The organism is Amycolatopsis sp. PS_44_ISF1 (assembly GCF_032335455.1).
Lineage (GTDB): Bacteria > Actinomycetota > Actinomycetes > Mycobacteriales > Pseudonocardiaceae > Amycolatopsis.
In genome coordinates this window covers 762,900-786,842 of sequence record NZ_JANUXO010000001.1, presented here as the reverse complement: position 1 = coordinate 786,842, position 23,943 = coordinate 762,900, and the positions used below count along the sequence as shown (strand labels likewise).

Sequence of the window (23,943 nt, the reverse complement as noted above, 5' to 3'; positions counted from 1 at the left end):
CGCGGCTGTAGTACTGCCGTGAAGGGCCGCCGCTGGGGGTGCGGTCAGCAAGGATGGCCGCCCTTGGCGAGGCCGGGGTGCCGCCAGGGAGGATCGCCGCTGGTGCTGCCGTACCGCTGCTCTGCCGGTGACGGACCGCCGCCGCGGGGCCCGGGTGGGCGTCCGCCGGAGACACGGATGCGCCCCGGGCTGGTGGCCCGGGGCGCGTTGTGCGGTGGGAGCGGGGAACTTCAGACCCGGGACGAGCCCAGGCCGTGCAGCAGCGGGGCCAGGTCGACCCTCGTTTCGAGCGGTCGCGTCGCGCGGACCAGGTCCGGCTGGCGCGGCGTGGGCAGATCGACTTCGGTGTCCCATCGCATGGGCGTGCGCAGCGGTGCCTGGATCAGGCTGCGACCGAAGCGGCTGCGCAGTTCGTGACCGATCCCACGCCGGACGCGAGTGTGTTCGTCCTCACGGCGAAAGAGCGTGGTGAGCCGGACGGCCATGGGATCACACCCCCAGTTCGGGTAACGGGCACCGGCACCTGTCAGCGCCGGTCGGAACGGGGCGGCACCCTCCGCCGGCGCCACTGCCCGAGGTCAGCGCGGGGTACCTTCACCCCCGCACCGGGTGGGCACCCGGTCGCCGGTGGATTGATGAGGTGGATCGAATGCGGCAAGCCATTCACCCACCACCAACGCCCCGATCGGTAAGATTAATCCTACTCCTGGAATAATCTTCATGTCGAGGCTGGGCCGAGTTGATCACCCGCTTGGCCCTGCGGTTTGCTCCGTAGTGACAGAAAGAAGCCGGGGACGGGCCTGAGGACCACCCGACCCGGTCGAAGACTCGGAGGTACGACTCATGGCGGATTATCCGTCGCCCCCGGATTACGACCCGAACACCGCGAAGTCTCTGTTCGAGGACGCCGCCTGGGAGAAGTCGTTCGCCAGCGAGCCCAACGGCGGCAACTGCGTGGAGGTCAACCTGGGTCGCGAGGGCCTGGTCGGCGTCCGCGACACCAAGCTCACCCCGAGCCCGGTGTTCGTGTTCGACTCGGGGGAGTGGGCGGCCTTCCTGGTGGCGGTGAAGGCCGGGCAGTTCGACCTGCCGACGGCCGGCTGAAGTCGGCCCGTCGTGGACTCTTCACCAAGTGTCACCCGATAGGGTGAGTGTCTCTTGACTCAGAGTAAGACCGCCAGAACCAGCGCGTACACGGTCTCCCACGAGGATCAGAAGGACACCCGTCTTGTCGAAGCCGCGCGGTCCCGCCGAGCGCGGTCGGCCCTGCGCACGGCCGCCCGGGCAGCGCCGCTACCGAAACGGGTGAGGTAAAGCCTCAGGCGCCGAGGAACTCGCGCAGGTGGGCGAGCACGGCTTCCGGCTGCTCCTCGGGCAGGAAGTGGCCGCAATCGGCCAGTCCGGCGCCGGTCACCCGCTCGCCGTACTCGCGCCAGATGTCCAGCGTCGGGAGCTGGCCGAGCAGTCCGTCCTGGCCCCAGAGGGCGAGCAGGGGCTGGGTGACGCGGCGGCCGGCGGCGAAATCGGCGTCGTCGAGGTCCGCGTCGTCCGGGAAGGACGCGCGGTAGTCGTCGAAGCCCGCGCGCAGGGCGCCGGGGGCGGAGAAGGCACGGACGTACTCGGCGACGTCCTCGGCGGCGAGGCCCTGACGCTGGAAGGTCCAGCGCTCGAAGAAGTAGCCGAGGTAGGCGGCCACGTTCTGGCCCGCCAGCAGCTCCGGCAGGTCGGGCTGCAGGTGGAAGAGCCAGTGCCAGTAGCCGCTTGCCACCTCGCGGTCGAGCCGCCGCCACATCTCGCGGGTCGGCGCGATGTCCAGCACGGCCAGGCGTTCGACCTGGTCGGGGCGGTCCAGCGCCCAGCGGTGCCCGACCCGCCCACCCCGGTCGTGCCCGACGACGGCCACCTTCCCGAAGCCGAGCTGCTCGGCCAGCGCGGCGAGGTCGGCGGCCATCGTGCGCTTGTCGTAGCCCCCGCGGGGTTTGTCGGTGCGGCCGTAACCACGGAGGTCGGGTGCGATCACCGTGTGCGTCTCGGTCAGCGGTCCGGCCACGCGGTGCCAGCAGTGCGAGGTCTGCGGCCAGCCGTGGAGCAGGAAGACCGGCGGCCCCTCGCCGCCGCGCCGGTAGTGCATCCGGAGGTCGCCGACCCGGGCCACGGCTGAATCTAACTGGCTCATGAGGTTAGAAGGTAACCGCTGATCTAACCGTCGGCAACAGTTAGAATCTCGGCATGGACTGGACCTTCGACGGCGGGCGGCGGTGCCTCGACCTCGTCAACACGCTTCGCTCGCGGCACCTCGCCGAGGGCGTGGAGTTGCTGACGTCGCCGGAGGCGCTGGCCGAATGGCTGCGGCTGGCGGGCTTCGCCGTCGACGTCGTGACCAGCGAAGACCTGGCCACGGCGATACGTCTGCGCGAGGCCGTCGACCGGCTGCTCACCCAGCCGCCGGACGAGGCCGACGCGGCGATCGTCAACCAGTTGGCGGCGTCCCCGCCCCCGGCGCGTCTGGTGGTGGACGGCGGCGTCCTGCTCCGCGAAGTCTCGGTCCCGCCGGACGGGGTGGCGTCGGCGCTCGGGGCCATCGCCGCGGACGCCGTCGACCTGGCCCCTTCCGAAGCCCCGGTCCGGATCTGCTCGGCCGAGGACTGCGGCCTGCGGTTCTGCGACACCTCCCCGCGCCGGACTCGGCAATGGTGCTCGATGGCGCGCTGCGGGAACCGGGCGAAGGCGCGGGCGCACTACGCGCGGGTTCAGGTCAGGAACCGATAGGCCCAGGGGTGGTCGCGGAGCCAGACGTTGAGCTTCCCGACCCAGCGCATGTGCGCGGTGCGCAGCGGTGGTGGCACGAGTGCGCCGGAAAACCTCGTCAGGCGGGCGAAGCGCGCGAACCGGAGCTGGTCCCGTCTTGTCCACTGTAGACCAAGACGGGCGCGGAACTCCGGCGGCAGCGTGGCCCGCAGGAGGAAGAGCTGGGCCCGGGCCTGGTACCGCTGCAACGGCGGCCACCACCGGTCCGGCAGCCACCGGGCCGGTTTGCCCACCGTGTGGATGGTGTCCAGCAGCGTGGTGATGGTTTCGTTCGGACCGAAGTCCGCCACCATCCCCGCGTAGTACTCCTCGAACGCGGTCCAGTCCGGTGGCAGGTCCCGCTCGCGAACGCCGAGGATGCGGCCGATCCCGGTCATCTGCGCGTAGTACTCGTTAAGCTCCGATGTGGACAGTGGGCGGCCGAAGAACCGTTGCGCGTCGACCGGAGCCATCACCAGAGTCGCGTGCACCCAGGCGTAAGCGCCCGGGTCGAGCGCGCTGTACCGGCGCCCGCCGGCCACCCCGGTGAACGCCCGGTGCAGCTCCCGCAGCCGGGCGGCCTCGACGCGGGCACCGGCCGCGCCGCCGTAGACGTAGATCGACAGGGAGGCGCCGGTGCGCATCAGCCGGGTCCACGGGTCCTCGGTGTAGGCCGAGTGGTCGCGCACGCCCGCCGCGACCACGGGGTGCGCGACCTGCAGCACCAGCACCTGACCGGCGAGGAGCACGTCGCGGAAGTCCCCGAAGTACCGCCACGCGGCGGTCCCCTTCGCCACCGGCGGCGCCACGTCACGCGCCGCGCAGCAGCATCATCAGCGGCTCGGCCGCCGGGACGTCGGCCCCGGTGGAGAACCGGCGTAGCTGAAGTCCGGCGATCAGCGCGACGACCGGGCCGGCCAGCCGCTCCGGTTCCGCGACGCCGAGCGCGCGCAGGATCACCGTGGCCAGTTCGTCGTACGCGGCGAAGCAGCGCGAAGAGGCTTCGCGCAGACCGGGATCGCGCGCGGCCTGGAGGTACAGCTCGTGGGGCGCCAGCTCGTCCGTGCCGAAGGGGAGTTGCTCGATGACCTGCTCGACCACGGCGGCCCCCTGCTCGACGCTGAGGCCGTCGCCGCGGTGGGTTTCGACGATCGCCGAGAGCTTCGCGGTCTCCTCCTCGGCGAACCGCAGCATGGCCTCGCGCAGCAGCTCGGTCTGGCTGGGGAAGTGGTAGGTCAGGGTGCCGAGCGAGACACCGGCAGCGGCCACGATCCGCCGGTTGGTCAGACCGCCGACGCCGACCTCGCCGACCACCTTCAGCGTCGCGTGCAAGATCGAGTCACGGGTGCTCACCACACCGTCGCGGGTTGCCGGTCCTGCCACCGTTCGACCTCTTCCAGTTGCGCGGCAACGGAAATCAGCCGCTCTTCGGCGTGCGAGGGGCCGAGCAGCTGCGCGCCGAGCGGCAGACCGTCCGCGGTCGGCCCGGCCGGGACGTTGACCCCGGGCCAGCCCAGCACGTTCCACGGCCAAGCGTAGGGGCAGGCGGCGATCATCGCCTGGTCGGTGCGCCAGCCGGTCAGCCCGTCGAACGTGCCGACCGCGGGCGGCGGGGTCGCGGTGGTCGGGGTGAGCAGCACGTCGACGCGGCCGAACGCCGAGCCGATCCGGCGGTGCAGCGCGGGCTCCACTGCGCGTGCGAGCTTCAGCGCCGAACCGCCCAGCAGCCGGCCCTGCTGGGCGTTGCTGCGGGTGCGCGGGTCGAGCGCGGCCGCCGCGGGGACGCGACGGGCCCAGTCGCGCACGCCGGTCAGCGAGCGCGGCAGGAAGGTGAGGCCGACCAGTCCGTAGTCCGGCTCCACCTCGACGATCTCGTGGCCCAGCGCGGCGAGCTTCCCGGCGGTCTCGCGCACGGCGGCCTCGACCACCGGGTCGAGGCGGGTTTTCGTTGCGGTGAAGGGGATTCTGGTGGACAGGCCGATCCGCAGCCGCCCCGGCTCCCGGCGGGCGGCGGCCCGGAACGCGGTGCCGCTGCCCGCGGTGACGTCGAGGATCAGCGCGGCGTCACCCACCGTGCGGGCCAGCGGGCCGAGCACGGTCAGCCCGTGGAACAGCTCGCCGTCGGTCGGGATCCGGCCGCGCTGGGGCTTGATCCCGACCAGCCCGGTCCAGGCGGCCGGGATGCGCACGGAGCCCGCGCCGTCGGAGCCGAGCGCGCCCGCCACGATCCCGGCGGCGACGGCCGCGGCCGAACCGCCGGAGGAGCCGCCGGGGGTGTGGCCGGGCTGCCACGGATTGCGCGTCGCGCCGAACGCCGGTCCCTCCGTGAACGGCCATTGGCCCAGCTCGGGCGTGTTCGTCTTGCCCACGATCACCGCGCCGGCCCGTCGGAGCCGGGCCACCGCCGTCGCGTCGGTGGTGGCGACCGGGAAGTCGCCGGGGCAGCCGAACGCCGTCGGCAGACCGGCCAGGTCCACGTCGTCCTTGATCGCGAAGGGCACGCCCAGCAGCGGGGACGTCTCGCCGCCGGCGAGCCGGCGGTCGGCCTCCGCGGCATCGGCGAGCGCGGCCTCGTCGCGGATCCGGCGGAACGCGTTGAGCACCGGCTGGCTCGCGTTCGCCCGCTCCAGCGCGGCGGTGGTGAGCTGCACGGAGGTGACGGCGCCGTTCGCGAGCGCGCCGGCCTGGGCGGCCAGGCCGGCGAACGCGGTGGTTTCGGGGCTGACGGTCATCGGCTGCTCCCGGTTCTCGTTCGTTCGAACGAACGTTACCAGGGCCGGTTCAGGAACGCTGCTTCTCCGGGTCGGCGCCGAAGAACAGGTCGAGCATTTCCTGCGGCGGGTTCTCGCCGAAGAGGTGCTCGATGAACTCGCTGCCGTCGGACGGGTGGGCGGCGCGGAAGAACATCGCCTCCTCGAACTCGGCCAGCGCGGCTTCGACGTCACCGGGGTGCGCGGCCAGGGCCTGGCCGAGCTCGGCGCCGTCGACCATCGCGTTGTTGGCGCCCTCCCCGTCCGGGGCCGCGAGGTGGGCGGCGTCGCCGATCAGGGTCACACCGGCCGTCCCGTCCCACCGGTGCCCGGTGGGCAGGCTGAAGGCGGGCCGCAGGACCGGCGCGGTGTCGGCTTCGGTGATCAACGCGGTCAGCTCCGGGGCCCAGCCGTCGAACTCGGCCGCGATCCGGGCGGCGGCCGCTGCGCCGTCGGCGAGGTCGATCGCCTCGAACCAGTCCAGGGACCGGGTCATGATCACGTAGGTGTGCAGGGTCGAGCCCCGCTCCCGGTGGGCGTTGATCGCCCGGTCGCCCTGGCCCGCGACCATGGACCCGCCGCCGACCGTCTTCGCGGCCACCGGGTGGCGCTCGTCGGCGTCGTACAGCCAGGTTTCGATCAGCGTTTCGCCGGTGTACTCGGGCACGGCGCCGGACAGCAGCGGCCGGACGCGCGACCAGGCGCCGTCGGCCCCGACCAGCAGCTCGGTGACCATGGTGGTGCCGTCGGCGAAGGTGACCTCGTGCCGGCCCCCGCCGAGGGCCCGCACCCCGCCGACCTTGCGGCCCCAGCGCACGGTGCCTTCCGGCAGCGAGTCGAGCAGTAGCTGCCGCAGCTCGCCGCGCTGCACCTCGGGCCGGCCGCCGGTGCCGTCGTCGCCCTTCTCCAGCAGGACGGATCCGTCCGGGGCGAGGATCCGCATCGCCTGGCGGCCCTGGAGGATCAGCTCGCGGAACTGCTCGGTGAGGCCGGCCGCTTCGATGGCGTGCTGGCCGTTGTAGTCGTGGATGTCGAGCATCCCGCCCTGGGCCCGGGCGGTGGCGGACGGCTCGGCCTCGTAGACCTCGGCGGGGATGCCGGCCCGGTGCAGGACCCGGGCGAGGGTGAGCCCGGCCAGGCCGGCGCCGATGATGGTGACGGTGGACACTGTGGACGCAGAGGACATGGTGAACTCCTTCGGGGTTTCTCCGGCTACGAGCCCAGACTGGCGACGGCCGCTGTCACCGCCCGCACAACCGGCTGGCACCGGGCTGGCAGCCGGTCGCGAACCGTGGCAGTGACCGGAAACGGTTACGGTTAACCCAGCCCCGCCCAGCCCCACGGAGGATCGATGACGTTCGACTTCGACCGGTTTCCCGCTCTCGAAGTGTTTCCCCGGGCCGGACTGGGCGGCTGGCCGACGCCGCTGGTGCCGGCCCCGCGGCTCGGGGAGGCCCTGGGCCTGCCGCACCTGCTGCTCAAGCGCGACGACGTGCACCCGCTCGGCGTCGGCGGCAACAAACTGCGCAAGCTCGATTTCCACCTCGGCGCGGCCCTGGCCTCGGGCGCCGACACCGTGATCACCTTCGGCGCGTTGCAGACCAACCACGGCCGTCAGACCGCCGCCGCCTGCGCCCGCCTCGGCCTGCGGTGCGAGCTGGTGCTAACCGCGACGGTCCCGCGCTCGGGCGAAGCGTACGAGCGCTCCGGCAACATCCCGCTCGACCTGCTGTTCGGTGCCCGCGTGCACGTGTGCGCCGACGAGGAGGAGACCGGGCGCCGGTACGACGAGCTGGTGGCCGAGGCCGTCGCGCAGGGCCGGAAGGTCGCGACCATCCCGGTCGGCGGCTCGGACGCGCTCGGCGCGCTGGGCTACCTGGACGCCACCCGCGAGCTGGCCCACCAGTTGTCGGCCTCGGGCATCGACCGCGCCCGCATCGTCGCCCCGCACGCGAGCGGCGGCACCGCGGCGGGACTGGCGCTCGGCACGGCGGTGCTGGGCTCGCTGGGCGCGGACTTCGCGTGCGTGAGCCATCCGCTGGGCGAGAGCACGGAAAACCTGACCCACCTGGTCACCGCGGCCGCCCAACTGCTCGGCGTCAGCACCCCTTCGCTGGACCACGTGTGGATGAGCGATTCCACCCTCGGCGAGGGCTACGGCCTCCCGGCCCCGGAGACCTGGGGCGCGCTGCGGTTGTTCGGCCGCACCGAGGGCGTGGTCCTGGACCCGGTCTACACGGGCAAGGTCGCGGCCGCCCTGGTGGAGTGGTCGGCGGCCGGCCGCTTCGACCCGGACGAGACGGTGGTCTTCGTGCACACCGGCGGGCTGCCCGGGCTCTACGGCTACGCACCGGAATTCGCCGAAGCCATGCAGGAGTGAGCCGGCCTCGCCGCCGGTGACCGGTCGTGCTCAGTTCCCGGTCCGGGGGCGAGCGGGCGTCGCCCCGCTGGCTTCGGTGAGGCCCTTCACCGCGTCGGCTCGATCACGACGGCGCTCTCTTCCGAAGCCACCGCGCGGGCCGCGTGCGTCCAGACCGCGATGCGGACCAGGCCCAGCAGCAGGAGCACGTCCGCGACCAGCATCAGGCGCTGCGTCACCCCGATCGGCAGCGCGTCCGCGAGCCGGTGGAACGGCGCGACCCCCGCTTCGTCCAGGCGCACGAACAAGAAGCTCAGCCCGAACAGCGCCAGCACACCCAGGCCCAGACGTAGCCAGCGCACCACGGCCTGGCGGTGCGGGCTGTCGCGCAGCGGATCGAGCAGGGTGAGGGCCGCGCCCGGCAGGCTGGTGAACGCCACCAGGCACGAGTACAGGTGGATGTCGCCGCTCAGCGGATTCGGGTTCTGCGGATAGCTGGCCGGGAACACCGCGGCCGTGGCCAGGCCGAGCGACCAGGCCGTGAGCAGCACCCGAGTGGTCCGCGGCAGCGGCACGCCCGCCGCCAGCAGCGCGCCGAGCACGGCGAGCGAGCCGACGGCCAGCGAGAGCACGCTCGCGCCGAGCAGCCCCTGGCCGCGGTCGGTGATGGTGTAGCTGGACAAGGTGTCGTACACCGGATCGCGCGAGCTGATCACGTGCAGGGCGGTGATCGTGAACATGCCCCAGGTGATCGCCGCGAGCGCGGTCAGCCGCCAGATCCGGAGCCCCCGTGAATTCCCCATGCGCCCAGCGTTGCGGGCCGGGTCGTCGGCGTGATCCGGGAAAACCCTGAAAACAACCCCTGGTCCGGGCTGGGGTTGAACTCCACGAGGACCAGTGCCTGGTCGTCGTGCCGCTTCGGGCGTGGCCAGCGTTCGCCCATGGGGTCCTGCTTCTCCGCCGTGCGGACGGCGTCCAGCACCGCGTCCGGCCCGTCCGCGCGGGCCAGCCGCAGCACGTCCGGCCAGCCGAACAGGTGGTATTCGTCGACCCCGATGGAGACGCCATCGGTGGCCAGCAGCACCGCGTCGATCTCCGCGCGCGGCCAGACCCGGCGCACGGCTTTCCCGGCCGCGGCCGGATCGGCCTCCGCGACCCAGAAGCCGCCCTCGGTGTTGCGCCGGCGGCGCACGTCGGCGCCGGTCTGCAGCAGTCCGTCCTCGCGCAGGGCGAGCAACCGGCCGTCGGAGACGACGTCGGTGCCGAACCGTCCGAACGCGACGACCGGGCTGTCGGCCAGCACCAGGGCCTCCACCCGGTCGGCGTCCCAGCGCAGGATCGAGACGGTGCTCGACGGCGAGTGCCCCGGCGCCAGCCCCTGCGCCGCCGCGACACCGGCGATGGCCGAGGCCAGCGCGTCACCCAGATCGGCCGCAGGCCGGGTGCGCAGCTCTCCCGCCAGCTCCCGCACCAGCAGGTCCGCGTACCAGCCGCCGGGTGGCAGGTCCGGGCTCGGCGAGGTGGCGCCGTCCAGCAGCAGCACGGCGTCGTCCAGCACGGCGACGTGGTCTTCGGTGGGCCGGGGCAGGCCGTCCGCGCCGACCCCCGCCCGCTCGGCGATCGCGATCTCGGGCATCGACCGACTGTAATCCGGGCCCTGATGTCAACCGAGGTTGACAAGAGGTCCGATGTCAACCTAGATTGACACCATGACGGAAGCAACAGACCTGGCCGCACGGGCCGGCGACCGCGATCCCCGCGTGGGGCTCCGGGCGGTCGCGGCGCTCCGTCGGCTGGTGGAGCAACTCGAGGCCGTGCAGGTCCGCAGCGCGCGGGGGCACGGCTGGTCCTGGCAGGACATCGCGGCCGAGCTGGGGGTCAGCCGGCAGGCGGTGCACAAGAAGCACGGGAGGAACTGATGTTCGAACGATTCACCGCCGACGCGCGGACGGCCGTGGTCGAGGCCCAGCTCGCGGCGCGGGAGCAGGGCGCGCGGGAGATCGCGCCGCGGGATGTGTTCACGGGCCTGGCCCGGGTGGACCACGGTGAGGCCCGGCGGCTGCTGGACCAGCTGGGTGTGTCGCTGGAAGAGGTGCTGGCCGAGCTGGAGCGCGTCCGGCGCCGCGGCGGCATCAGCGACGCCGAGGTCGAGGCGCTCACGGAGTTCGGCATCGACGTCGAGCAGATCGTCGAGCGGGTCGAGCGGACCCACGGGCCCGGTGCGCTGGCGGACACCGGCCGGCGGGGGCGGCGCGGCCACATCCCGTTCACCGGTGAGGCCAAGAAGACGCTGGAGCTGAGCCTGCGCGAGGCGGTGAAGCTCGGCGACAAGCACCTGGGCCAGGAGCACATGCTGCTCGCGCTGGTGCAGCAGAAGGGCGCGGTCGCCGAGCTGCTGGCCGCGCGCGGCGTCGACTACGCGGCCCTCCGGCGGGCGGTGGGTCAGGGTGCGGCGGGCTGATGCTGTTCCTGCTGGCGGTGGCCCGTCCGCCAGGTGACGAGCGGCAGGAGCGCATGGGTGAGGGGCCCGATCGAGACGGCGTAGAGCACGGTGCCGACGCCGACACTGCCGCCGAGCAGCCAGCCGGCGGCCAGCACGGTCACCTCGATCGCCGTGCGGACCACGCGGACCGACCGGCCGGTGCGGGCGGTGAGCCCGGTCATCAGGCCGTCACGCGGGCCGGGGCCGAGCCGGGTGCCGACGTAGACGGCGGTCGCCACGGCGTTGAAGACCACGCCACCGGCCAGCAGGACGATCTGCCGGCCAAGCGCGTGCTGGTCGGGCAGCACGGCGCGGACGGCGTCGACGGTCACGGAGATGACCAGCACGTTCGCGACCGTGCCGAGGCCGGGACGCTGGCGTAGCGGGATCCAGATCAGCAGCACGGCCACGGAGGCGATGGCGGTGACCGTGCCGAAGCTCAGCCCGGTGATCTTCGTGAGCCCGTCGTTGAGCACGTCCCACGGGTCGAGGCCGAGGCCGGCGCGGGTGATCATCGCCATGCTGGTGCCGTAGAGCGAAAGCCCGGCGAGTAGCTGCAGACCGCGGAGCAAGGGGGCCCGGCGCAGGCTGAGCGGACTGAGATCGGTAGTAGCCACTTCTGCACTATCGGGGACAACTGGTCTGGTAAACCATGGCCAATCACGGATAATTGGTCTTATGGAATCCCGCATCCCGCTCGGCAGCCGCATTTCCGGGGAAAGATTGGCCGTACTGCTGGGGGAGTGGCGCCGCCGCGGATCACGCCAGGGCGCCGCCGATCTCGCCGCGGCCGTCGAATTGCAGGTGCTCGACGGCCAGCTCCCGATCGGCACCCGCCTGCCCGCGGAGCGGGAGCTGGCCGAAGCGCTGGCGGTCAGCCGCACGCTGATCGGCGCCGCCCTCGACCGGCTGCGTGCGGACGGCCTGGTCGCCAGCCGCCGGGGCGCCGGCTCGTGGGTCGCCGGCACGGGAAGCCGCGGCCCGGAACGGGTGCTGCCGTCCGGGGAAGGTCTGCTCGACCTGGCCCGCGCGGCTCCGGCCGCGCTGCCCGGACTGATGTCCGCGGTCGACGAAGCGCGGCGCGGGCTGACCGGGCACATCACCGGGAACGGCTACCTCACCGGCGGCCTGCCGCTACTGCGCGAACGGATCGCCGAGCGCTACCGCGCGCGCGGCCTGCCGACTTCGCCGGAGCAGGTGGTGGTGACCGGCGGCGCCTACTCGGCGTTCGTGCTCTGCCTGCGGATGCTGCTCGGGCCGGGTGACCGGGTGCTGGTCGAGCAGCCGACCTACCCCAACTCGCTCGACGCCATCCGCGCCGCCCACGCCCTGCCCGTGCCGGTGGCGCTCGACCCGGCGCGGGGCTGGGACCTGTCCGGGATCGAGGCCGCGCTGCGCCAGGCGGCCCCGCGGCTGGGCTACCTGGTGGTCGACTTCCAGAACCCCACCGGGCTGCGCCTCGACGCGGAGGGCCGCGAACGGCTCGGCGGCCTGCTGGCCCGCTCGCGGACCCCGGTGGTGGTGGACGAATCGCTGGTGGAGCTGGACTACGAGGGCGATCCGCTCGACGGGCCCCCGCCGCTGGCCGCGTTCGCCGGTGACCTGGCGTTGTCGATCGGCTCGGCCGGGAAGTCCCACTGGGGTGGCCTGCGGCTGGGCTGGATCCGGGCGTCGGCGGACCTGGTCGACCGGATGGGCTCCTCGCGGTTCGCGGTGGACCTGGGCGCGCCGATCTTCGAACAGCTGGTGCTGGCTTCGCTGCTGGAGCCGGCGGGCTACGAGGCGCTGGCGCGGCGCCGGGAGGAGTTCAGGGGGCACCGGGACGCGCTGGTCGGAGCGCTGAAGTGGTACTGCCCGGAGTGGACGTTCGAGGTTCCGCCCGGCGGGCTGTCGCTGTGGTGCCGGCTGCCGGAGCCGATGAGCACCCGGCTGGCGGTCTCCGCGGCCAGCCACGGCGTCCAGCTGGCGCCGGGCTCGCGGTTCGGGGCGCACGGCGGGCTGGAGCGGTGGCTGCGGGTGCCGTTCGGGCTGCCGCCGGACCAGTTGTTCGAGGCCGTCCGGCGGCTGAGCGCGGCGGCCGCCTCGGTGCGCGGACTGGAGGGGGTGCCGGCGGTGAACGTGCCGGTCGCGTAGGGGGTTCGACTATAAACAGCCGGTGCACCGGATGGTCCGGCCACTCCAGGGAGGGTGGCGGTCGCATCCGGCGCACCGGCTGTTCGTCACCCGCTCCGTGGAACGGAGCGGGCACCGTGGCGGCTTCTCGGCACAGCCCCTCGACGTGCCGGGAAACGCCTACGGCTCAGGCGGGCTTCGGTTGGCGCAGGTTCACGCTCGGCGCGGTGAGCGAGAACCTCCGGAGCACGCCCGTTGTGGGTCCCGGCGCCGCAGGGGCAGTGCGGCGCCGGGACCAGGACCCGATCCGGCCGGGCGCGGTCGGCCGGTCGGGAAGCAGGAAGGTGTGCATGGAGCTGCCCCTGGATCGCTTGGTATCAGCGGGTGGTTCGCTTCAGCGGATTCGTGCGCAGGGGAGGCGTGGCGCAGCCGAAACGGGCGCGCGGACAAGAAGTTGATCTTGTTTTGGACGCGGCTCTCCCCGGAGGACCGGGTAGCGGTCAGTCCGGGGAGGTGGTGGGGAGGGCGGCTTCCCGCCCGGCGCCGTCGACCTCGTGGTCGCGGCTGACCCCGATCAGCCTGAGCTGAGTGGTGGTGGAGCTGTCGCCGGAGACGGCCACGGTGTGCCGCGCGCCGCCGGAGTGGTCGTGCCCTGGGCTCGCGGTGGTGGTCGGGGCCATCGGCGCACTGGGCGTGGCCGGGAGCCCCCCACCGCCGCCGCCACTGCCGCCGCCCCCGTAACCCGCGTGGGTGTCGGAGTCGTGCTGCGGTGGAGCCGGGGTGCCGGGGTGGGTGGTGACCCGTGTGGGTAGCTGGAGCTGGGTGAGCCCGCGGCCGTGCGCGCCGGGGTTGGCGGTGGTGGGCGCCTCGGCCACGGCCGCCGGAACCACCGGGACGGGCGCGCCCGCAACTTCACCCGGCGGCGCGACGACGGCACCGATCAGCGTCGGCACGGTCGCGGTGACGCCCCCGCTGGCGGAACCGTCGGAGAACACCGGACCGAGCACCCCGTCGATCGGCAGCGACGACGGGTCGTCCCCGTCCTCCGGTGCGGTGGACGGCAAGTCGGTCGGCCCGGTGGTGCCCACCGGGCCGAGCACCCCGGTGACGGAGTGCAGCGCGGTGCCGAGCGTGGTGTCCACGATGTCGGCCAGACCGCCGACCAGGCCACCCACGAAACCACCGAGCAGCCCCGGGCGCGATGGCCTCGGCTGCGCCGCCTGAAGGGCCATCGACGGCTGGACGGCGGCGCTGCTGCCGGCGGGGGTGCTGGTGGCGGCGGGAGTGCTGGTAGTGGCAGGAGCACTGGTAGTGGCCATGACGGCGCTGGTGGTGGCCTGGCTCTCAGTGCTCAGGGCAGCGCCAGAGGTGGCCTGGCTCTCGGCGCTCAGGGCAGCGCCGGAGGTGGCTTGGTTTTCGGCGTTCGTGGCAGCGCTGGTGGTGCCCGGGCTGTCCGCGTTCGCCGTGTCGCTGGTGCTCGCGTCGCTGCTGGTCTTGCCGGTGCTCAGGTCAGCGCCGGTGGCGGAACTGTCCGTCGAACTCGCGTCCGAGCTGGTCGGGCGGGTCTGGCCGGTGCTGGGCGCCGTCTGGGCCGAGGTGTCGCGGCTGGGCCTGCTCGAATGGGAAGTGGGCGTCGAGCTCGGGCTGGTCGCTTCGTGGTCGCCCGGCGCGGCCGAATCGCTCGTCCCGGTTCGACGGTGCCGGGAGGAATCCGGGGCGCCATCGCTGGTGTGGTCGTCGGTGTGTGCGGGAGCCGTGGCCACGGTGTCGCCGGAGGCGGAGCCGGTGCCGTTCAGCTCGTCGGCCGACGCACTGGCGTTCGCGAGCACCGCCCCGAGCAGCCATCCGGCCAGAGCCAGCCCGCCCGCCAGCGCGATCCGCGCGGTCGGCCGGGCCAGTGGACCGGCCCACGCCCTAGGGCGGCGGGCCTTGACCCCAGTGCAGGTCCCCGAACCAGGGCCGCCCGCCATCAGGGGCGCGAGAGCAGCGGTCGCTGGGGCGAGAGCGCTTGAGTCCATCACGGGCGCGAGAACGCCGGAACCGGTCGCCGGGCCGAAGGCGCGCGGCGGTACAGCGGAATGCACGGGAATCGTGCCGTTCACGCCACCACCACCGTCCGCGCCTGAAGCTCGTGCGGTCTCCGCACGAAGCTGATCTTGCTGGGGTTCTCTTCCGGTCAGGTCGCAGGTACCCCGGGGCTGCACTCTTTCTAGCACCGCTCGCGAGTGTTTCATCTCTGCCGCGTTCGATCCACCCCGTACGGCGGAACAGCCCTACCGGCTCCGGTGTCCGAACGGCCGACCGTGGTCACCGTGCGTGCACCCGGACGTCCGCGTCAGGACCATCCGGGCCCCTCGGATCGCCCTCCCCACCGGCGGGTGACCTGATGTTTCGAGCCGGACAGCCACCCAGGGTATCGCATGATCAACGCAGGGTGTGCGCTTCGGCGACGTCTGCAACCGTACTAAGAGGACGGCCCGGAATCCGGAAACCGAAGTGATCAGACGAGTGACCGCAGCCGCCGGACGGCCTCGTCGATGACTTCGTTGCGTTTGCAGAACGCGAAGCGCAGCAGGTGTTTCCACTCGTCCGGGTGATCGGTGAAGACCTTCACCGGGACGGCGGCGACCCCGGCCCGCTCCGGCAGCGCCCAAGCCAGCTCGGCGGCGTCGGTGAAGCCGAGCGGCCGGACGTCGGCGCAGACGAAGTACGTGCCCTCGCTCGGCCGCACCTCGAAACCGGCTTCCGCCAGGCCCGCGGAGAGCCGGTCACGCTTGTCCTGCAGGCTCGTACGCAGGCTCTCGACCCACTCCAGCTCGTGGTCCAGCGCGTAGGCCACCGCCGGCTGCAGCGGCCCGCCCGAGACGAACGTGATGAACTGCTTCGCCGCCTTCACGGCCGCGACCAGCTCCGGGGTCGAGCAGATCCAGCCGATCTTCCAGCCGGTGCAGTTGAACGTCTTGCCGGCGCTGGAGATCGACACCGTGCGTTCGCGCATGCCCGGCAGCGTGGCCAGCGGGACGTGCTCGGCGCCGTCGAAGACCAGGTGCTCGTAGACCTCGTCGGTGATCGCGATCAGGTCGTGCTCCACGCACAGCCCGGCGACGGCCTCCAGTTGCGCGCGCGTGAACACCGTGCCGGTCGGGTTGTGCGGGGAGTTGAGCAGCACCGCGCGGGTGCGGGGGGTGATGGCGGCGCGCAGGGCGTCGAGGTCCAACTCCAGCCGCCCGCCGTCGTTCCGGACGAGGCCGACCACCCGCCGCTCGGCTCCGGCCATGGCGACCGCCGCGGCGTACGAGTCGTAGTACGGCTCGACCACCACCACCTCGTCGCCGCGCTCGGCCAGCGCGATGAGCGTGGCCGCGATGGCCTCGGTGGCGCCCGCGGTGACCAGGATCTCGGTGTCCGGGTCGTACTCGGTGCCGTACCGCCGCCGGTGCCGGGCGATCGCCGCGCGCAGTTCGGGCCGTCCGGGGCCGGGCGGGTACTGGTTGGCCCCGCCGAACAGGGCGTTCTTCGCCGCGTCGAGCATTCCGGCGGGCCCGTCGGTGTCGGGAAAGCCCTGTCCGAGGTTCACGGCGTCGTGCTTCACGGCTAGTGCCGTCATCTCCGCGAAGACGGTCGCGGTGAACGGGCGGAGGCGAGGGACGAGAGCTGGTTCGCGCACGGGAAGGCATCCTCACGGACAATGGTGTCGTGGAGCAACCAACGCCAGCCAACCTCACCCCGGCCGACCCGCCCGGCGGCGCCGCCGGGGAAGCGCAGAAACGGCGGGCGCTGCGCCGGATGAAGCTGGTCGCGCTGGCTTTTCTGCTCGGCGCGACGGTCGTTTTCCTCCTCACGAGCTGGGCCGGATCGGCGGGCTGGCCGGCCTGGACCGGCTACGTCCGCGCGGCCGCCGAGGCGGGCATGGTCGGCGCGCTGGCCGACTGGTTCGCCGTCACGGCGCTGTTCCGGCACCCGCTGGGCCTGCGGATCCCGCACACGGCGATCATCCCGAACAAGAAGGACCAGCTCGGCCACAGCCTGGGCGAGTTCGTGGGCTCGAACTTCCTCGCCGAGGACGTCATCCGCGACAAGCTCAAGCGCGTCGAGATCGCCCGCCGCCTCGGCGGCTGGCTCTCCCAGCCGGCGAACGCGGAGCGCGTGACCTCCGAACTGGCCACGGTCGTCCGCGGCGCCGTCACTGTCCTGCGGGACGAGGACGTGCAGGCGATCATGGAGCAGGCCGTGGTCAAGCGCGTGGTCGACCGCCCCTGGGGCCCGCCGCTGGGCAAGATCCTGGCCGGCGTCTTCGAGGACGGCGCCCACCACAAGCTGGTGGACCTGATGTGCGACCGCGGCTACGAATGGGTCCGCGACAACCACGACACGATGCTGCGCGTGGTCTCCGACCGCGCCCCGAGCTGGTCCCCGAAGTTCGTCGACGAGATGCTGGCGGACAAGGTCTACGGCGAAGTCCTGTCCTTCACCTGGGCGGTGAAGACCGACATCAACCACCCCATGCGGCTCGCGCTGGACAAGTTCCTGGGCGAGTTCGCGCAGGACCTCCAGACCGACCCGCAGACGATGGAGCGCGCCGAGCAGGTCAAGAGCCAGATCGTCACCCACGCCGAGGTGCAGAAACTGATCGGCTCGGCCTGGGCCACGGCCAAGGAGATGCTGCTCAACGCCGCGGAGGACCCCTCCAGCGAACTGCGCCGCCGGGTCCGCGCGGGCCTGGAATCCCTGGGCTCCCGCCTGATCACCGACGAGTCGCTGTCCACCAAGGTCGACGGCTGGGTCGAGGGCGCGGCGGTGTACCTGGTGGCGAATTACTCGGAGGAGATCACCACGATCATCACGGACACGGTGGAGCGATGGGACGCGGAGGAGACCTCGCGCAAGATCGAACTGCAGGTCGGCCGGGACCTGCAGTTCATCCGCATCAACGGCACCGTGGTGGGGGCACTGGCCGGCTTGGTCATCTATGCGGTGGCCCAGATTCTGTTCTGAGGCCCGGCTCGGTTTCCCGGAATCGGGTTTCGAGCCGACCGACGGTTGTGCCCTGACGGCCGCGCCCTGGCTTCTGTTTCCTGTCGGCTGCCTCCTGAGTGCTGTTGACTGACTGCTACTGACTTGTTGCTTACCGACGACCGCCTGTCGACTGCCGCCGACTGACGACCGCCTCCTAATTGCTGGTTCCCGGCGGCCTAGCGACGGCTGCTTCGCGACGTCTGCCGACTGACGGCTGCTGTTTCCGCTGGGCTGCTTAGCTGCGACCGCCGAGTGACGGCTGCTGTCTCCTGTCGGTCGACTCGCGGCCTGCTCTCCAGGCGACTGCTTCGCGACGGCTGCTGTCTCCTGTCGGTCGACTCGCGGCGGCTGCTGCCTTCCGTCGGCCGTCTCGCGACTGGTTGTCTCCCGTCGGCTGCTTCGCAACGGCTGCTGTCCCCTATCGGCTGCTTCGCGATGGGTGTCTTCCGTCGGCTGCTGAGTGACGTCTGCCGAGTGGCGGCTGACCTGCCCTGCGGTGTGCCCCCATACCTCTTCGCTTGCCCTGCGAGCGGGTTCCGAGACCATCCCGTCGTAGCCGCCCGATCGTGATCGGGCGGTCGGGCCCCTCGGTCCCGCCCACCCTTCCCGGCCCGCGGTAGTTCGAATCTGTCCGAGCTGCGGCCAGGTCTGATGATCCACGGTCGGCCGGGCTTGTCCACACCATCGCGGCGTTCCCGATCGGGTGTGGGCGACTCGTCCACAGGGAGCTATCCCCAGGTGGAGCGGGAGAAAGCAGGAGCACGCCGCTATACCACACCCGGGGGACACCCAATCCAGTTGTCCACAGGAAGCTGAGTTATCCCCCGGGTTATCCACAGTTTTTCACGTTGATGGCCTAATGGGTGTCCACAAGTTGTGGGGATCCAGTGCGTCTGCACGTGCACATGTGGTGCCTGTGCACTAGTTGTCCACAGGGTGCTGAGGGTGCCCACCCGCGGCGCGGGCTCGCCAGGCGCGAGCCTTCTCGCGGTTGCCGCAGGCCCTCATGGAGCACCAGGTGCGGGAGCGGTTGCGGGACTCGTCGTAGAAGGCCCACAGGCAGTCGTCCGCGGGGCAGATCTTCAGGCGAACCCAGTCTCCGCGGATGGTGAGGCGGGTGACGGCGGCCAGGATCGCGGAGATGGCGTCGGGGGTCGCCAGCGTCGGGCCGTCAGCAGTCAGGGTGAAGTGAAGTGGGGCGTCCAACGGGCGGGGTGGCAAGCCGGGATCGCCGATGGCGGCGCGGAGGGCGTCGCGCGCCGCGCGGGCGTCAGCCGGATCGCCGGGGCCGAGGTCGTGCTCGGCGGACCAGCGGCGCCACTGCTCCGGGTCGTCCAGCCGGTCCTCATTCCGCTCGACGTCGACGGTGTTGAGGAAGGCGACCACCAGGGAAGCATCGGGGTGCACGCAACCAGTGTACGGGGAATGCCGGTTGCGAACCGGGTCGCTAACTTTCATAATCGCTACGCTGGTTACCCCATGGAAAGGCTGTGGATGCAATGGGAGCGATACCGACGTTCGGCAGCGTGTGCTTCGACTGCCCCGATCCGGTTGCCCTCGCCGACTTTTACCGCGCCCTGCTCGACTGGAACGAGCCCGAGGTCAAAGACGGCTGGGTCACCCTGATCAATCCACAGGGCGGCCCCCGTCTCGAGTTCCAGCTTGTGGACAACTACCGCGCCCCTGGGTGGCCGTCTTCGGAGGAGCCGCAGCAGGCGCACCTCGATCTGGACGTCACCGACCTCGAAGCGGCGCACGAGCGCGCGCTGAGCCTGAACGCAATGCTGCTCGACGACTCGGCCGAGACCTTCCGCGTGTATGCCGATCCGGCCGGCCACCCGTTCTGTCTATGTGCCTGCTGACGCGGGCAGCGAAAAATGCGTAAGCTCTGATGTGTGATTTGTCCGAAGTGTCAGAATCAGATGCGGACTGTCGACAAGAGCGGCATCCACATCGACCAGTGCGACGGCTGCCGCGGCATCTTCCTCGACCGAGGTGAGCTGGAGCAGATCGTCGGGGCCGAGAGTTCCTATTACGGTCGGCAGCAGCCGCCCCCGTACGGGGCGCCCGGTCCCCATGGCCGGCCGGACTCGCCGCGGCCGTATCGCGGGGGCGGTTATGCCGACTCCCCGCGGCCTCATCGCGGGTACTCGGATTCGCCCCGGCCGTATGGCGGCCAGGGCTACTCCGACTCCCCGCGGCCGTACGGCGGTGGTGGCCACGGTGGTCGCCGCAAGCGCAGCTTCCTCGAAAACCTCTTCGACTGAGCCGGCCCGCGTCCGGGTTTGGTGCCCGAAGCGGGAGGCGTGGTCGGGTTGGATGGGCGCAAGCCAAGCTGGCTGGGCTGAGCCGGATCGTCCGCGCGAGTCGCGGCGACTGAGTCAACGCGGCTGGGCCGAACGGTCGGAGACGACCGAACAGCGGGGGCAGGGCGAATCGGTGGGGCTAGGTCGAACTGGCCGGGCGGGGCTGAACGGCTGCGGCTGGGTCGAACCGGCCGGGCGGGGCCAAGCCCGCTGAGCCGAACTGGTCATCCCAAGCCGGGTGGGATAGCCGAGCCGTGCCGGTGGATTGACCAACTCGGCAGGTTCGGCTAGTCGGCCGAGGTGAGCAAGTCGACCGCGTTGAGCCGCCGAGCCGAGCCAACTCAAGCCCACTGGTGCACGCGGAGCACGCCGTGCCGCCGCAGTTGCTCGGCGGCGTCGGAGGAGGGCGCGAGCGTCCGGTCGGCCTGCCAACCGAGCTGAGTCGGCCCGACCCGACCGCAGCCAAGCCGAGCCGAGCCGAGCCGAGCCAAGTGAGCCGAGTCGAGTGAGCCAAGCCAACTCAAGCCAACCGAGCCGAGCTGAGTCGGCCCGGCCCGAGCCGACTGCAGCCGAGTCAAGTGAGTTGAGTGAGCCAAACCGACTCGATCCGACCGGACCGGCGACCCGCGCTGGCCGCGGCCCAGCAGGGCCGGGCCGGGCCAAGTGGGCCGAGCTGAGTGAGCCGAGCCAAGTCGACCCGGCCGCGCCGGGCCGACCGGCCGACCGGCGACGGCCGCGGCCAAGTCGAGCCGGGTCGAGACGGGCCGGGCCGAGTCGGGCCGAGGGAGTTGAGTCGAGCCAGGTGAATCAAGCCGAGCCGGTCAACCTCAGGCCAACCCGGCCAACCGACCCAAGCCCAGCCAACCGGCCCAAGCCCAGCCCAGCCAACCGGCCCAAGTCGGCCGAGCCCGTACGCCTGAGCCCCTGCCCAAGCCCAGTCAACCGGCCCCAGTCGGCCGAGCTCGCAAGCCTGAGCCCCGGCCAAAGCCGAAAGGGATTCCCGAAGTGGTCCTGGACCTGAGAATCTGCCCCGCCTGCGGGGACCGCGCCGAGTGGCCTTTCGTCGAGGGCTCGGTCTTGTGCTGTGGGCCGTGTGGGTACCGCCGGACGTTTCGCCGGTTGCCGTTGTTCGCGCTCACGGGGCCGAGTGGGGCGGGTAAGTCGACCGTCGGGCCGGGGTTGGTGGGGCGGATGGGGGGTGAGGTGGTGGTGCTGGAGCAGGACGTCCTGTGGACCGGTGCGTTGCAGGACGACGTGCCTGGGCATCCGGTGTTCCGCGCGGCCTGGTTGCGGATGGCGGCGATGGTGCACCAGAGCGGGCGGCCCGTCGTGCTGTGCGGCACCGTTGCGCCGGCGGAGCTGGAGAGCCTGCCGGAGCGGGTGTTCTTCTCCGACATCCACTACCTCGCGCTGGTCGCTGACGCTTCGGTGCTCCGGCGGAGGTTGCGGGCGCGACCCGTGTGGCGGGAGTGGGATGAGGCGCGGATCGACGAGATGCTCGGCTTCTCCGACTACATCCGCGGGCAGGTCCCCCACTTCGACACCACCGGCGTCTCGCTCACCGACACCGTCGACCACGTCGAGAAGTGGGTTCGCGGTGGCCTCACACCAGCGGCCACCGCAGGCCGTCCGGCTCGTCCAGCCAGAACTCCTGGTGCGAGCCCGTCACGGTGAGGCCGAAGCGGTCCCGCTCGGGCTTGCCCAAGGACTTCCACAGCACGTACGCGCGTTCGGCCAGGTCCCACAGCTCGCGCGGACCACCCTGGGCGACCTCGTACGCGTCGCCCGCCCTGCGGCAGCGGACCCACGAGCCGTCGGGGTGGGTCAGGGCCATCGGGCCCGGGTCGGCGCGGGTCAGGACCACCGAGGTGCCGGACGACGGCTGTTCGCGGACCGGGTGCACGTCCGGCAGTTCCAGCGAGGCGAAGAACTCGAACTTGTGCTTCGGCTTCACCAGCGCCGCCATCGGCAGCGTGGTGGGGCGCCAGTCCGACTCGTCCGCTTCCGGCAACGGGGCGGGCTCGGCCAGCCGGTGGGCGCGCAGCGGCATGAACCGGCCGTCCTGGGCCAGCACGCGGCCGGTGCCGGTCGCGCCTTCGCCCGCGACCAGGCGCACCAGGCCCGCGCCCAGCGGCCGGTTCAACGTCGTCACCACCAGCCCGCCCGGCACGGTCTGCTCCAGCCAGGCCGGCGGGACCGCCGAGACCGACGCCGTGCCCAGCACCCGGTCGAACGGCTCACCCGCCGGAAAACCGAGCGCGCCGTCGCCCACCGCGCAGGACGGCTCGTAGCCGGCCGCCCGCAGGTGCTCGCGCGCGGTGGTGACCAAGCCCTCGTCGATGTCCACAGTGGACACCTGGTCGGAGCCGCAGCGGTGGCTCAGCAGGGCCGCGTTGTAGCCCGTGCCGGTGCCGATCTCCAGCACCCGCTGACCGTCGCGCACCTGCAGCTCCTCGAGCATGATCGCCATGATCGCGGGCATGCTCGAGGAGCTGCTCGGCTTTCCCGGGACCGGGTGGCGGCGGGCCTCCTCCCAGCGTGACGGGTCGTCGTCCAGCTGCGTGACCAGCACTTCCGGTGAGTAGACCAGCTCCAGCCAGCCGGGATCGTCCGCGTCCATCGCGGTCCAGCCTTCGTCGGACGGCCGGAAGAAGCGCGGCAGGAACACGTGCCGCGGCACCGCGCGGAAGGCCTCGATCCAGTGGACGTCGCGCAGCACGTCCTGTTCGACCAGCTGCTTGACCAGCTGACGGCGCAGCCGTTTCGTGCCCATGGCCTCCACCGTAGCCGGGTGAGGGGCAACACACCCGATAGTTGCAAGCAGGGTGCTTGCAACAGCTAGCACTGGCGCGTAGGGTCGGAGGGGTCGTGAGGAGGTGACCGGATGACCGAACCCGGAGGAGCCCAGGGCCCGATGGAGAAGGTCGCGGACCTCGCTTCCGACATCGGCGAGTACATCCGCCAGCAGCGCAGCAGCGCGAAGATCTCGCTGCGGCAGCTGTCGAAGCTCGCCGGGGTGTCCAATCCGTACCTGAGCCAGATCGAGCGCGGGGTCCGCAAGCCCAGCGCGGAGATCCTGCAGCAGATCGCCAAGGGCCTGCGCATCTCGGCCGAGGCGCTCTACGTGCAGGCGGGAATCCTCGACCTGCCGACGGGCGGCCCGGTGGGCGACTCGATCCGAGCCGACGCCGAGCTGACCGAACGGCAGAAGCAGGTCCTGCTCGACGTCTACGAGTCCTTCCGGCGCGAGAACGCCGCGGCCCGCCCAGCCACCCGGACGTCGGCCACGCCGACGCCGACCACCCAGACCACCACCGAAGACAGCACGGAGGAGCCGGTATGACCACGCCCACCACCAAAGACGTCCGCAAGGCCGTCGACAACGCTCTCGAGCAGGTCCGCACCCCGCTGCTCGCCGCGCTCGGCGCCGGCAACCTGGCCGGCCAGGCCGTGGTGGACGCCGTCGCCAAGGCCCGCGAGAACGTGACCAGGGGCAGCGAGACCGCCCGCAAGAACCTCGAGGAGATCCCGACCGACGTCGAGGGCCTCCGCGAGAAGCTGGACCCGGCCGAGCTGCGCAAGGTCATCGACGAGTACACCGAGGCCGCGCTGAAGCTGTACAACAAGCTGGCCGAGTCCGGTGAGCAGGCCTGGGACAAGATCTCGGCGCAGCCGCAGGTCAAGAAGGCCATCGAGCAGCTTGAGGACGCGCTGTCCACCGCGCAGGAGCGCGTGGACGAGCTGACCGGCGAGACCCGCGAGCGGGTCGACGGCGTGCTGGCCAAGGTGACCAAGCGCACCCGTTCGGCCGGTGAGAAGGCCGCCCGCAAGGTGACCGAGGTCGCCGGCCAGACCGCGGACGCCGTCGAGGAGCTGGGTGGCGAGCTCGCCCACGAGACCCGCTCGGCCACCCGCAAGGCCGCCAACCGCACGGCGCCGAAGACCACCAGCCCGGTCGTGCGCCGCCCCGCGGCCACCGACAGCGGCACCAGCACGGCTGCGGCGGCCAAGAAGCCGGCCGCGCCGAAGACCGAGAAGTAAGCACCTCCGCGGTCGATCACGCCGGCAGCCGGAACCCCGGCTCGGCTCGGCGAGCCGCGGCCGGTCGGAGATCCACCGGCCGCACCGAAA

At 72.0% G+C, this 23,943-nt stretch carries 26 protein-coding genes; 13 read left to right on the top strand and 13 right to left on the bottom strand.

Annotated features, from left to right (window positions below; translation table 11 throughout):
• Nucleotides 1–230: 230 nt before the first annotated feature.
• On the bottom strand, nucleotides 231–485 hold the full coding sequence (locus NYF13_RS03455) for a hypothetical protein (RefSeq protein ID WP_315654076.1): 255 nt from the start codon (nucleotides 483–485) through the stop codon (nucleotides 231–233).
• Nucleotides 486–843: 358 nt separating this feature from the next.
• Between NYF13_RS03455 and NYF13_RS03450 the strand changes: the two genes are divergently transcribed.
• Nucleotides 844–1,104, top strand: coding sequence for a DUF397 domain-containing protein (locus NYF13_RS03450; protein ID WP_315654075.1), 261 nt, complete (start codon nucleotides 844–846; stop codon nucleotides 1,102–1,104).
• A 214-nt stretch (nucleotides 1,105–1,318) separates the two neighbouring features.
• Here NYF13_RS03450 and NYF13_RS03445 read toward each other — a convergent pair whose 3' ends face one another.
• Nucleotides 1,319–2,176 (bottom strand): alpha/beta hydrolase, encoded by an 858-nt coding sequence (locus tag NYF13_RS03445; protein WP_315654074.1) that lies wholly within the window; start codon nucleotides 2,174–2,176, stop codon nucleotides 1,319–1,321.
• Nucleotides 2,177–2,229: 53 nt separating this feature from the next.
• Between NYF13_RS03445 and NYF13_RS03440 the strand changes: the two genes are divergently transcribed.
• Nucleotides 2,230–2,769 (top strand): ABATE domain-containing protein, encoded by a 540-nt coding sequence (locus NYF13_RS03440; protein ID WP_315654073.1) that lies wholly within the window; start codon nucleotides 2,230–2,232, stop codon nucleotides 2,767–2,769.
• Here NYF13_RS03440 and NYF13_RS03435 read toward each other — a convergent pair.
• From NYF13_RS03435 to NYF13_RS03420, 4 genes are read right to left on the bottom strand one after another with little or no spacing between them, the layout of a single operon-like run.
• Nucleotides 2,751–3,596, bottom strand: a complete 846-nt coding sequence (locus NYF13_RS03435) for an oxygenase MpaB family protein (protein ID WP_315654071.1) — start codon at nucleotides 3,594–3,596, stop codon at nucleotides 2,751–2,753. The two genes, NYF13_RS03440 and NYF13_RS03435, sit on opposite strands and share 19 nt — an antisense overlap.
• 1 nt (nucleotide 3,597) lies before the next feature.
• The gene (locus NYF13_RS03430; protein WP_315654070.1) at nucleotides 3,598–4,170 is read right to left on the bottom strand and encodes a TetR family transcriptional regulator; all 573 of its coding nucleotides are present in this window, start codon (nucleotides 4,168–4,170) and stop codon (nucleotides 3,598–3,600) included.
• Entirely contained in the window at nucleotides 4,137–5,519 is a 1,383-nt protein-coding gene (locus NYF13_RS03425; protein WP_315654069.1) for an amidase, read from the bottom strand. Before NYF13_RS03425 ends, NYF13_RS03430 begins: the two co-directional genes overlap by 34 nt.
• Before the next feature lie 49 nt (nucleotides 5,520–5,568).
• Nucleotides 5,569–6,723, bottom strand: coding sequence for an NAD(P)/FAD-dependent oxidoreductase (locus NYF13_RS03420; protein WP_315654067.1), 1,155 nt, complete (start codon nucleotides 6,721–6,723; stop codon nucleotides 5,569–5,571).
• 165 nt (nucleotides 6,724–6,888) lie between these two features.
• Here NYF13_RS03420 and NYF13_RS03415 point away from each other — a divergent pair, with 165 nt between their 5' ends.
• On the top strand, nucleotides 6,889–7,917 hold the full coding sequence (locus NYF13_RS03415) for a D-cysteine desulfhydrase family protein (RefSeq protein ID WP_315654066.1): 1,029 nt from the start codon (nucleotides 6,889–6,891) through the stop codon (nucleotides 7,915–7,917).
• Between the two features lie 86 nt (nucleotides 7,918–8,003).
• On the opposite strand, the gene NYF13_RS03410 is transcribed toward NYF13_RS03415, so the two are convergent.
• A complete protein-coding gene (locus NYF13_RS03410) occupies nucleotides 8,004–8,699 on the bottom strand; it encodes a DUF998 domain-containing protein (protein ID WP_315654064.1) in 696 nt (231 codons plus the stop codon).
• On the bottom strand, nucleotides 8,663–9,532 hold the full coding sequence (locus NYF13_RS03405; RefSeq protein ID WP_315654062.1) for a hypothetical protein: 870 nt from the start codon (nucleotides 9,530–9,532) through the stop codon (nucleotides 8,663–8,665). Before NYF13_RS03405 ends, NYF13_RS03410 begins: the two co-directional genes overlap by 37 nt.
• Nucleotides 9,533–9,605: 73 nt before the next feature.
• On the opposite strand from NYF13_RS03405, the gene NYF13_RS03400 reads away from it, so the two are divergent.
• Both NYF13_RS03400 and NYF13_RS03395 read left to right on the top strand, forming a co-directional pair.
• Nucleotides 9,606–9,815 (top strand): HTH domain-containing protein, encoded by a 210-nt coding sequence (locus NYF13_RS03400; RefSeq protein ID WP_315654060.1) that lies wholly within the window; start codon nucleotides 9,606–9,608, stop codon nucleotides 9,813–9,815.
• Entirely contained in the window at nucleotides 9,815–10,357 is a 543-nt protein-coding gene (locus NYF13_RS03395; protein WP_315654059.1) for a Clp protease N-terminal domain-containing protein, read from the top strand. Before NYF13_RS03400 ends, NYF13_RS03395 begins: the two co-directional genes overlap by 1 nt.
• On the opposite strand, the gene NYF13_RS03390 is transcribed toward NYF13_RS03395, so the two are convergent.
• On the bottom strand, nucleotides 10,339–10,995 hold the full coding sequence (locus tag NYF13_RS03390; protein WP_315654058.1) for a hypothetical protein: 657 nt from the start codon (nucleotides 10,993–10,995) through the stop codon (nucleotides 10,339–10,341). The two genes, NYF13_RS03395 and NYF13_RS03390, sit on opposite strands and share 19 nt — an antisense overlap.
• Before the next feature lie 61 nt (nucleotides 10,996–11,056).
• On the opposite strand from NYF13_RS03390, the gene NYF13_RS03385 reads away from it, so the two are divergent.
• Nucleotides 11,057–12,511: a PLP-dependent aminotransferase family protein gene (locus NYF13_RS03385; protein WP_315654057.1), complete on the top strand. Its 1,455-nt coding sequence runs from the start codon at nucleotides 11,057–11,059 to the stop codon at nucleotides 12,509–12,511.
• Between the two features lie 479 nt (nucleotides 12,512–12,990).
• On the opposite strand, the gene NYF13_RS03380 is transcribed toward NYF13_RS03385, so the two are convergent.
• Complete coding sequence (locus tag NYF13_RS03380; protein WP_315654056.1) at nucleotides 12,991–13,809, bottom strand: hypothetical protein; 819 nt, start codon at nucleotides 13,807–13,809, stop codon at nucleotides 12,991–12,993.
• Here NYF13_RS03380 and NYF13_RS03375 point away from each other — a divergent pair.
• A complete protein-coding gene (locus tag NYF13_RS03375; protein WP_315654055.1) occupies nucleotides 13,808–14,644 on the top strand; it encodes a hypothetical protein in 837 nt (278 codons plus the stop codon). The genes NYF13_RS03380 and NYF13_RS03375 overlap by 2 nt on opposite strands.
• Before the next feature lie 346 nt (nucleotides 14,645–14,990).
• Here the strand turns inward: NYF13_RS03375 and NYF13_RS03370 are convergent, their stop codons facing one another.
• The gene (locus NYF13_RS03370; RefSeq protein ID WP_315654054.1) at nucleotides 14,991–16,157 is read right to left on the bottom strand and encodes a pyridoxal phosphate-dependent aminotransferase; all 1,167 of its coding nucleotides are present in this window, start codon (nucleotides 16,155–16,157) and stop codon (nucleotides 14,991–14,993) included.
• Between the two features lie 29 nt (nucleotides 16,158–16,186).
• Between NYF13_RS03370 and NYF13_RS03365 the strand changes: the two genes are divergently transcribed.
• Nucleotides 16,187–17,485 carry a DUF445 family protein gene (locus tag NYF13_RS03365; protein WP_315654053.1) on the top strand — a complete coding sequence of 433 codons (1,299 nt, stop codon included), beginning with the start codon at nucleotides 16,187–16,189 and terminating at the stop codon, nucleotides 17,483–17,485.
• A 942-nt stretch (nucleotides 17,486–18,427) separates the two neighbouring features.
• Here the strand turns inward: NYF13_RS03365 and NYF13_RS03360 are convergent.
• The gene (locus NYF13_RS03360; protein WP_315654052.1) at nucleotides 18,428–18,913 is read right to left on the bottom strand and encodes a CGNR zinc finger domain-containing protein; all 486 of its coding nucleotides are present in this window, start codon (nucleotides 18,911–18,913) and stop codon (nucleotides 18,428–18,430) included.
• 92 nt (nucleotides 18,914–19,005) lie between these two features.
• Here NYF13_RS03360 and NYF13_RS03355 point away from each other — a divergent pair, with 92 nt between their 5' ends.
• The 3 genes from NYF13_RS03355 to NYF13_RS03345 all read left to right on the top strand — a co-directional run bounded on the left by NYF13_RS03355 (nucleotide 19,006) and on the right by NYF13_RS03345 (nucleotide 21,486).
• Complete coding sequence (locus NYF13_RS03355) at nucleotides 19,006–19,368, top strand: VOC family protein (protein ID WP_315657182.1); 363 nt, start codon at nucleotides 19,006–19,008, stop codon at nucleotides 19,366–19,368.
• A gap of 33 nt (nucleotides 19,369–19,401) precedes the next feature.
• Nucleotides 19,402–19,773 (top strand): zf-TFIIB domain-containing protein, encoded by a 372-nt coding sequence (locus NYF13_RS03350; RefSeq protein ID WP_315654051.1) that lies wholly within the window; start codon nucleotides 19,402–19,404, stop codon nucleotides 19,771–19,773.
• A 1,044-nt stretch (nucleotides 19,774–20,817) separates the two neighbouring features.
• The gene (locus NYF13_RS03345) at nucleotides 20,818–21,486 is read left to right on the top strand and encodes an AAA family ATPase (protein WP_315654050.1); all 669 of its coding nucleotides are present in this window, start codon (nucleotides 20,818–20,820) and stop codon (nucleotides 21,484–21,486) included.
• On the opposite strand, the gene NYF13_RS03340 is transcribed toward NYF13_RS03345, so the two are convergent.
• Complete coding sequence (locus tag NYF13_RS03340; RefSeq protein ID WP_315654048.1) at nucleotides 21,416–22,585, bottom strand: methyltransferase domain-containing protein; 1,170 nt, start codon at nucleotides 22,583–22,585, stop codon at nucleotides 21,416–21,418. The two genes, NYF13_RS03345 and NYF13_RS03340, sit on opposite strands and share 71 nt — an antisense overlap.
• Nucleotides 22,586–22,726: 141 nt before the next feature.
• On the opposite strand from NYF13_RS03340, the gene NYF13_RS03335 reads away from it, so the two are divergent.
• Complete coding sequence (locus NYF13_RS03335) at nucleotides 22,727–23,155, top strand: helix-turn-helix transcriptional regulator (protein WP_315657180.1); 429 nt, start codon at nucleotides 22,727–22,729, stop codon at nucleotides 23,153–23,155.
• Entirely contained in the window at nucleotides 23,152–23,853 is a 702-nt protein-coding gene (locus tag NYF13_RS03330; protein WP_315654047.1) for a hypothetical protein, read from the top strand. Before NYF13_RS03335 ends, NYF13_RS03330 begins: the two co-directional genes overlap by 4 nt.
• Nucleotides 23,854–23,943: the final 90 nt, after the last annotated feature.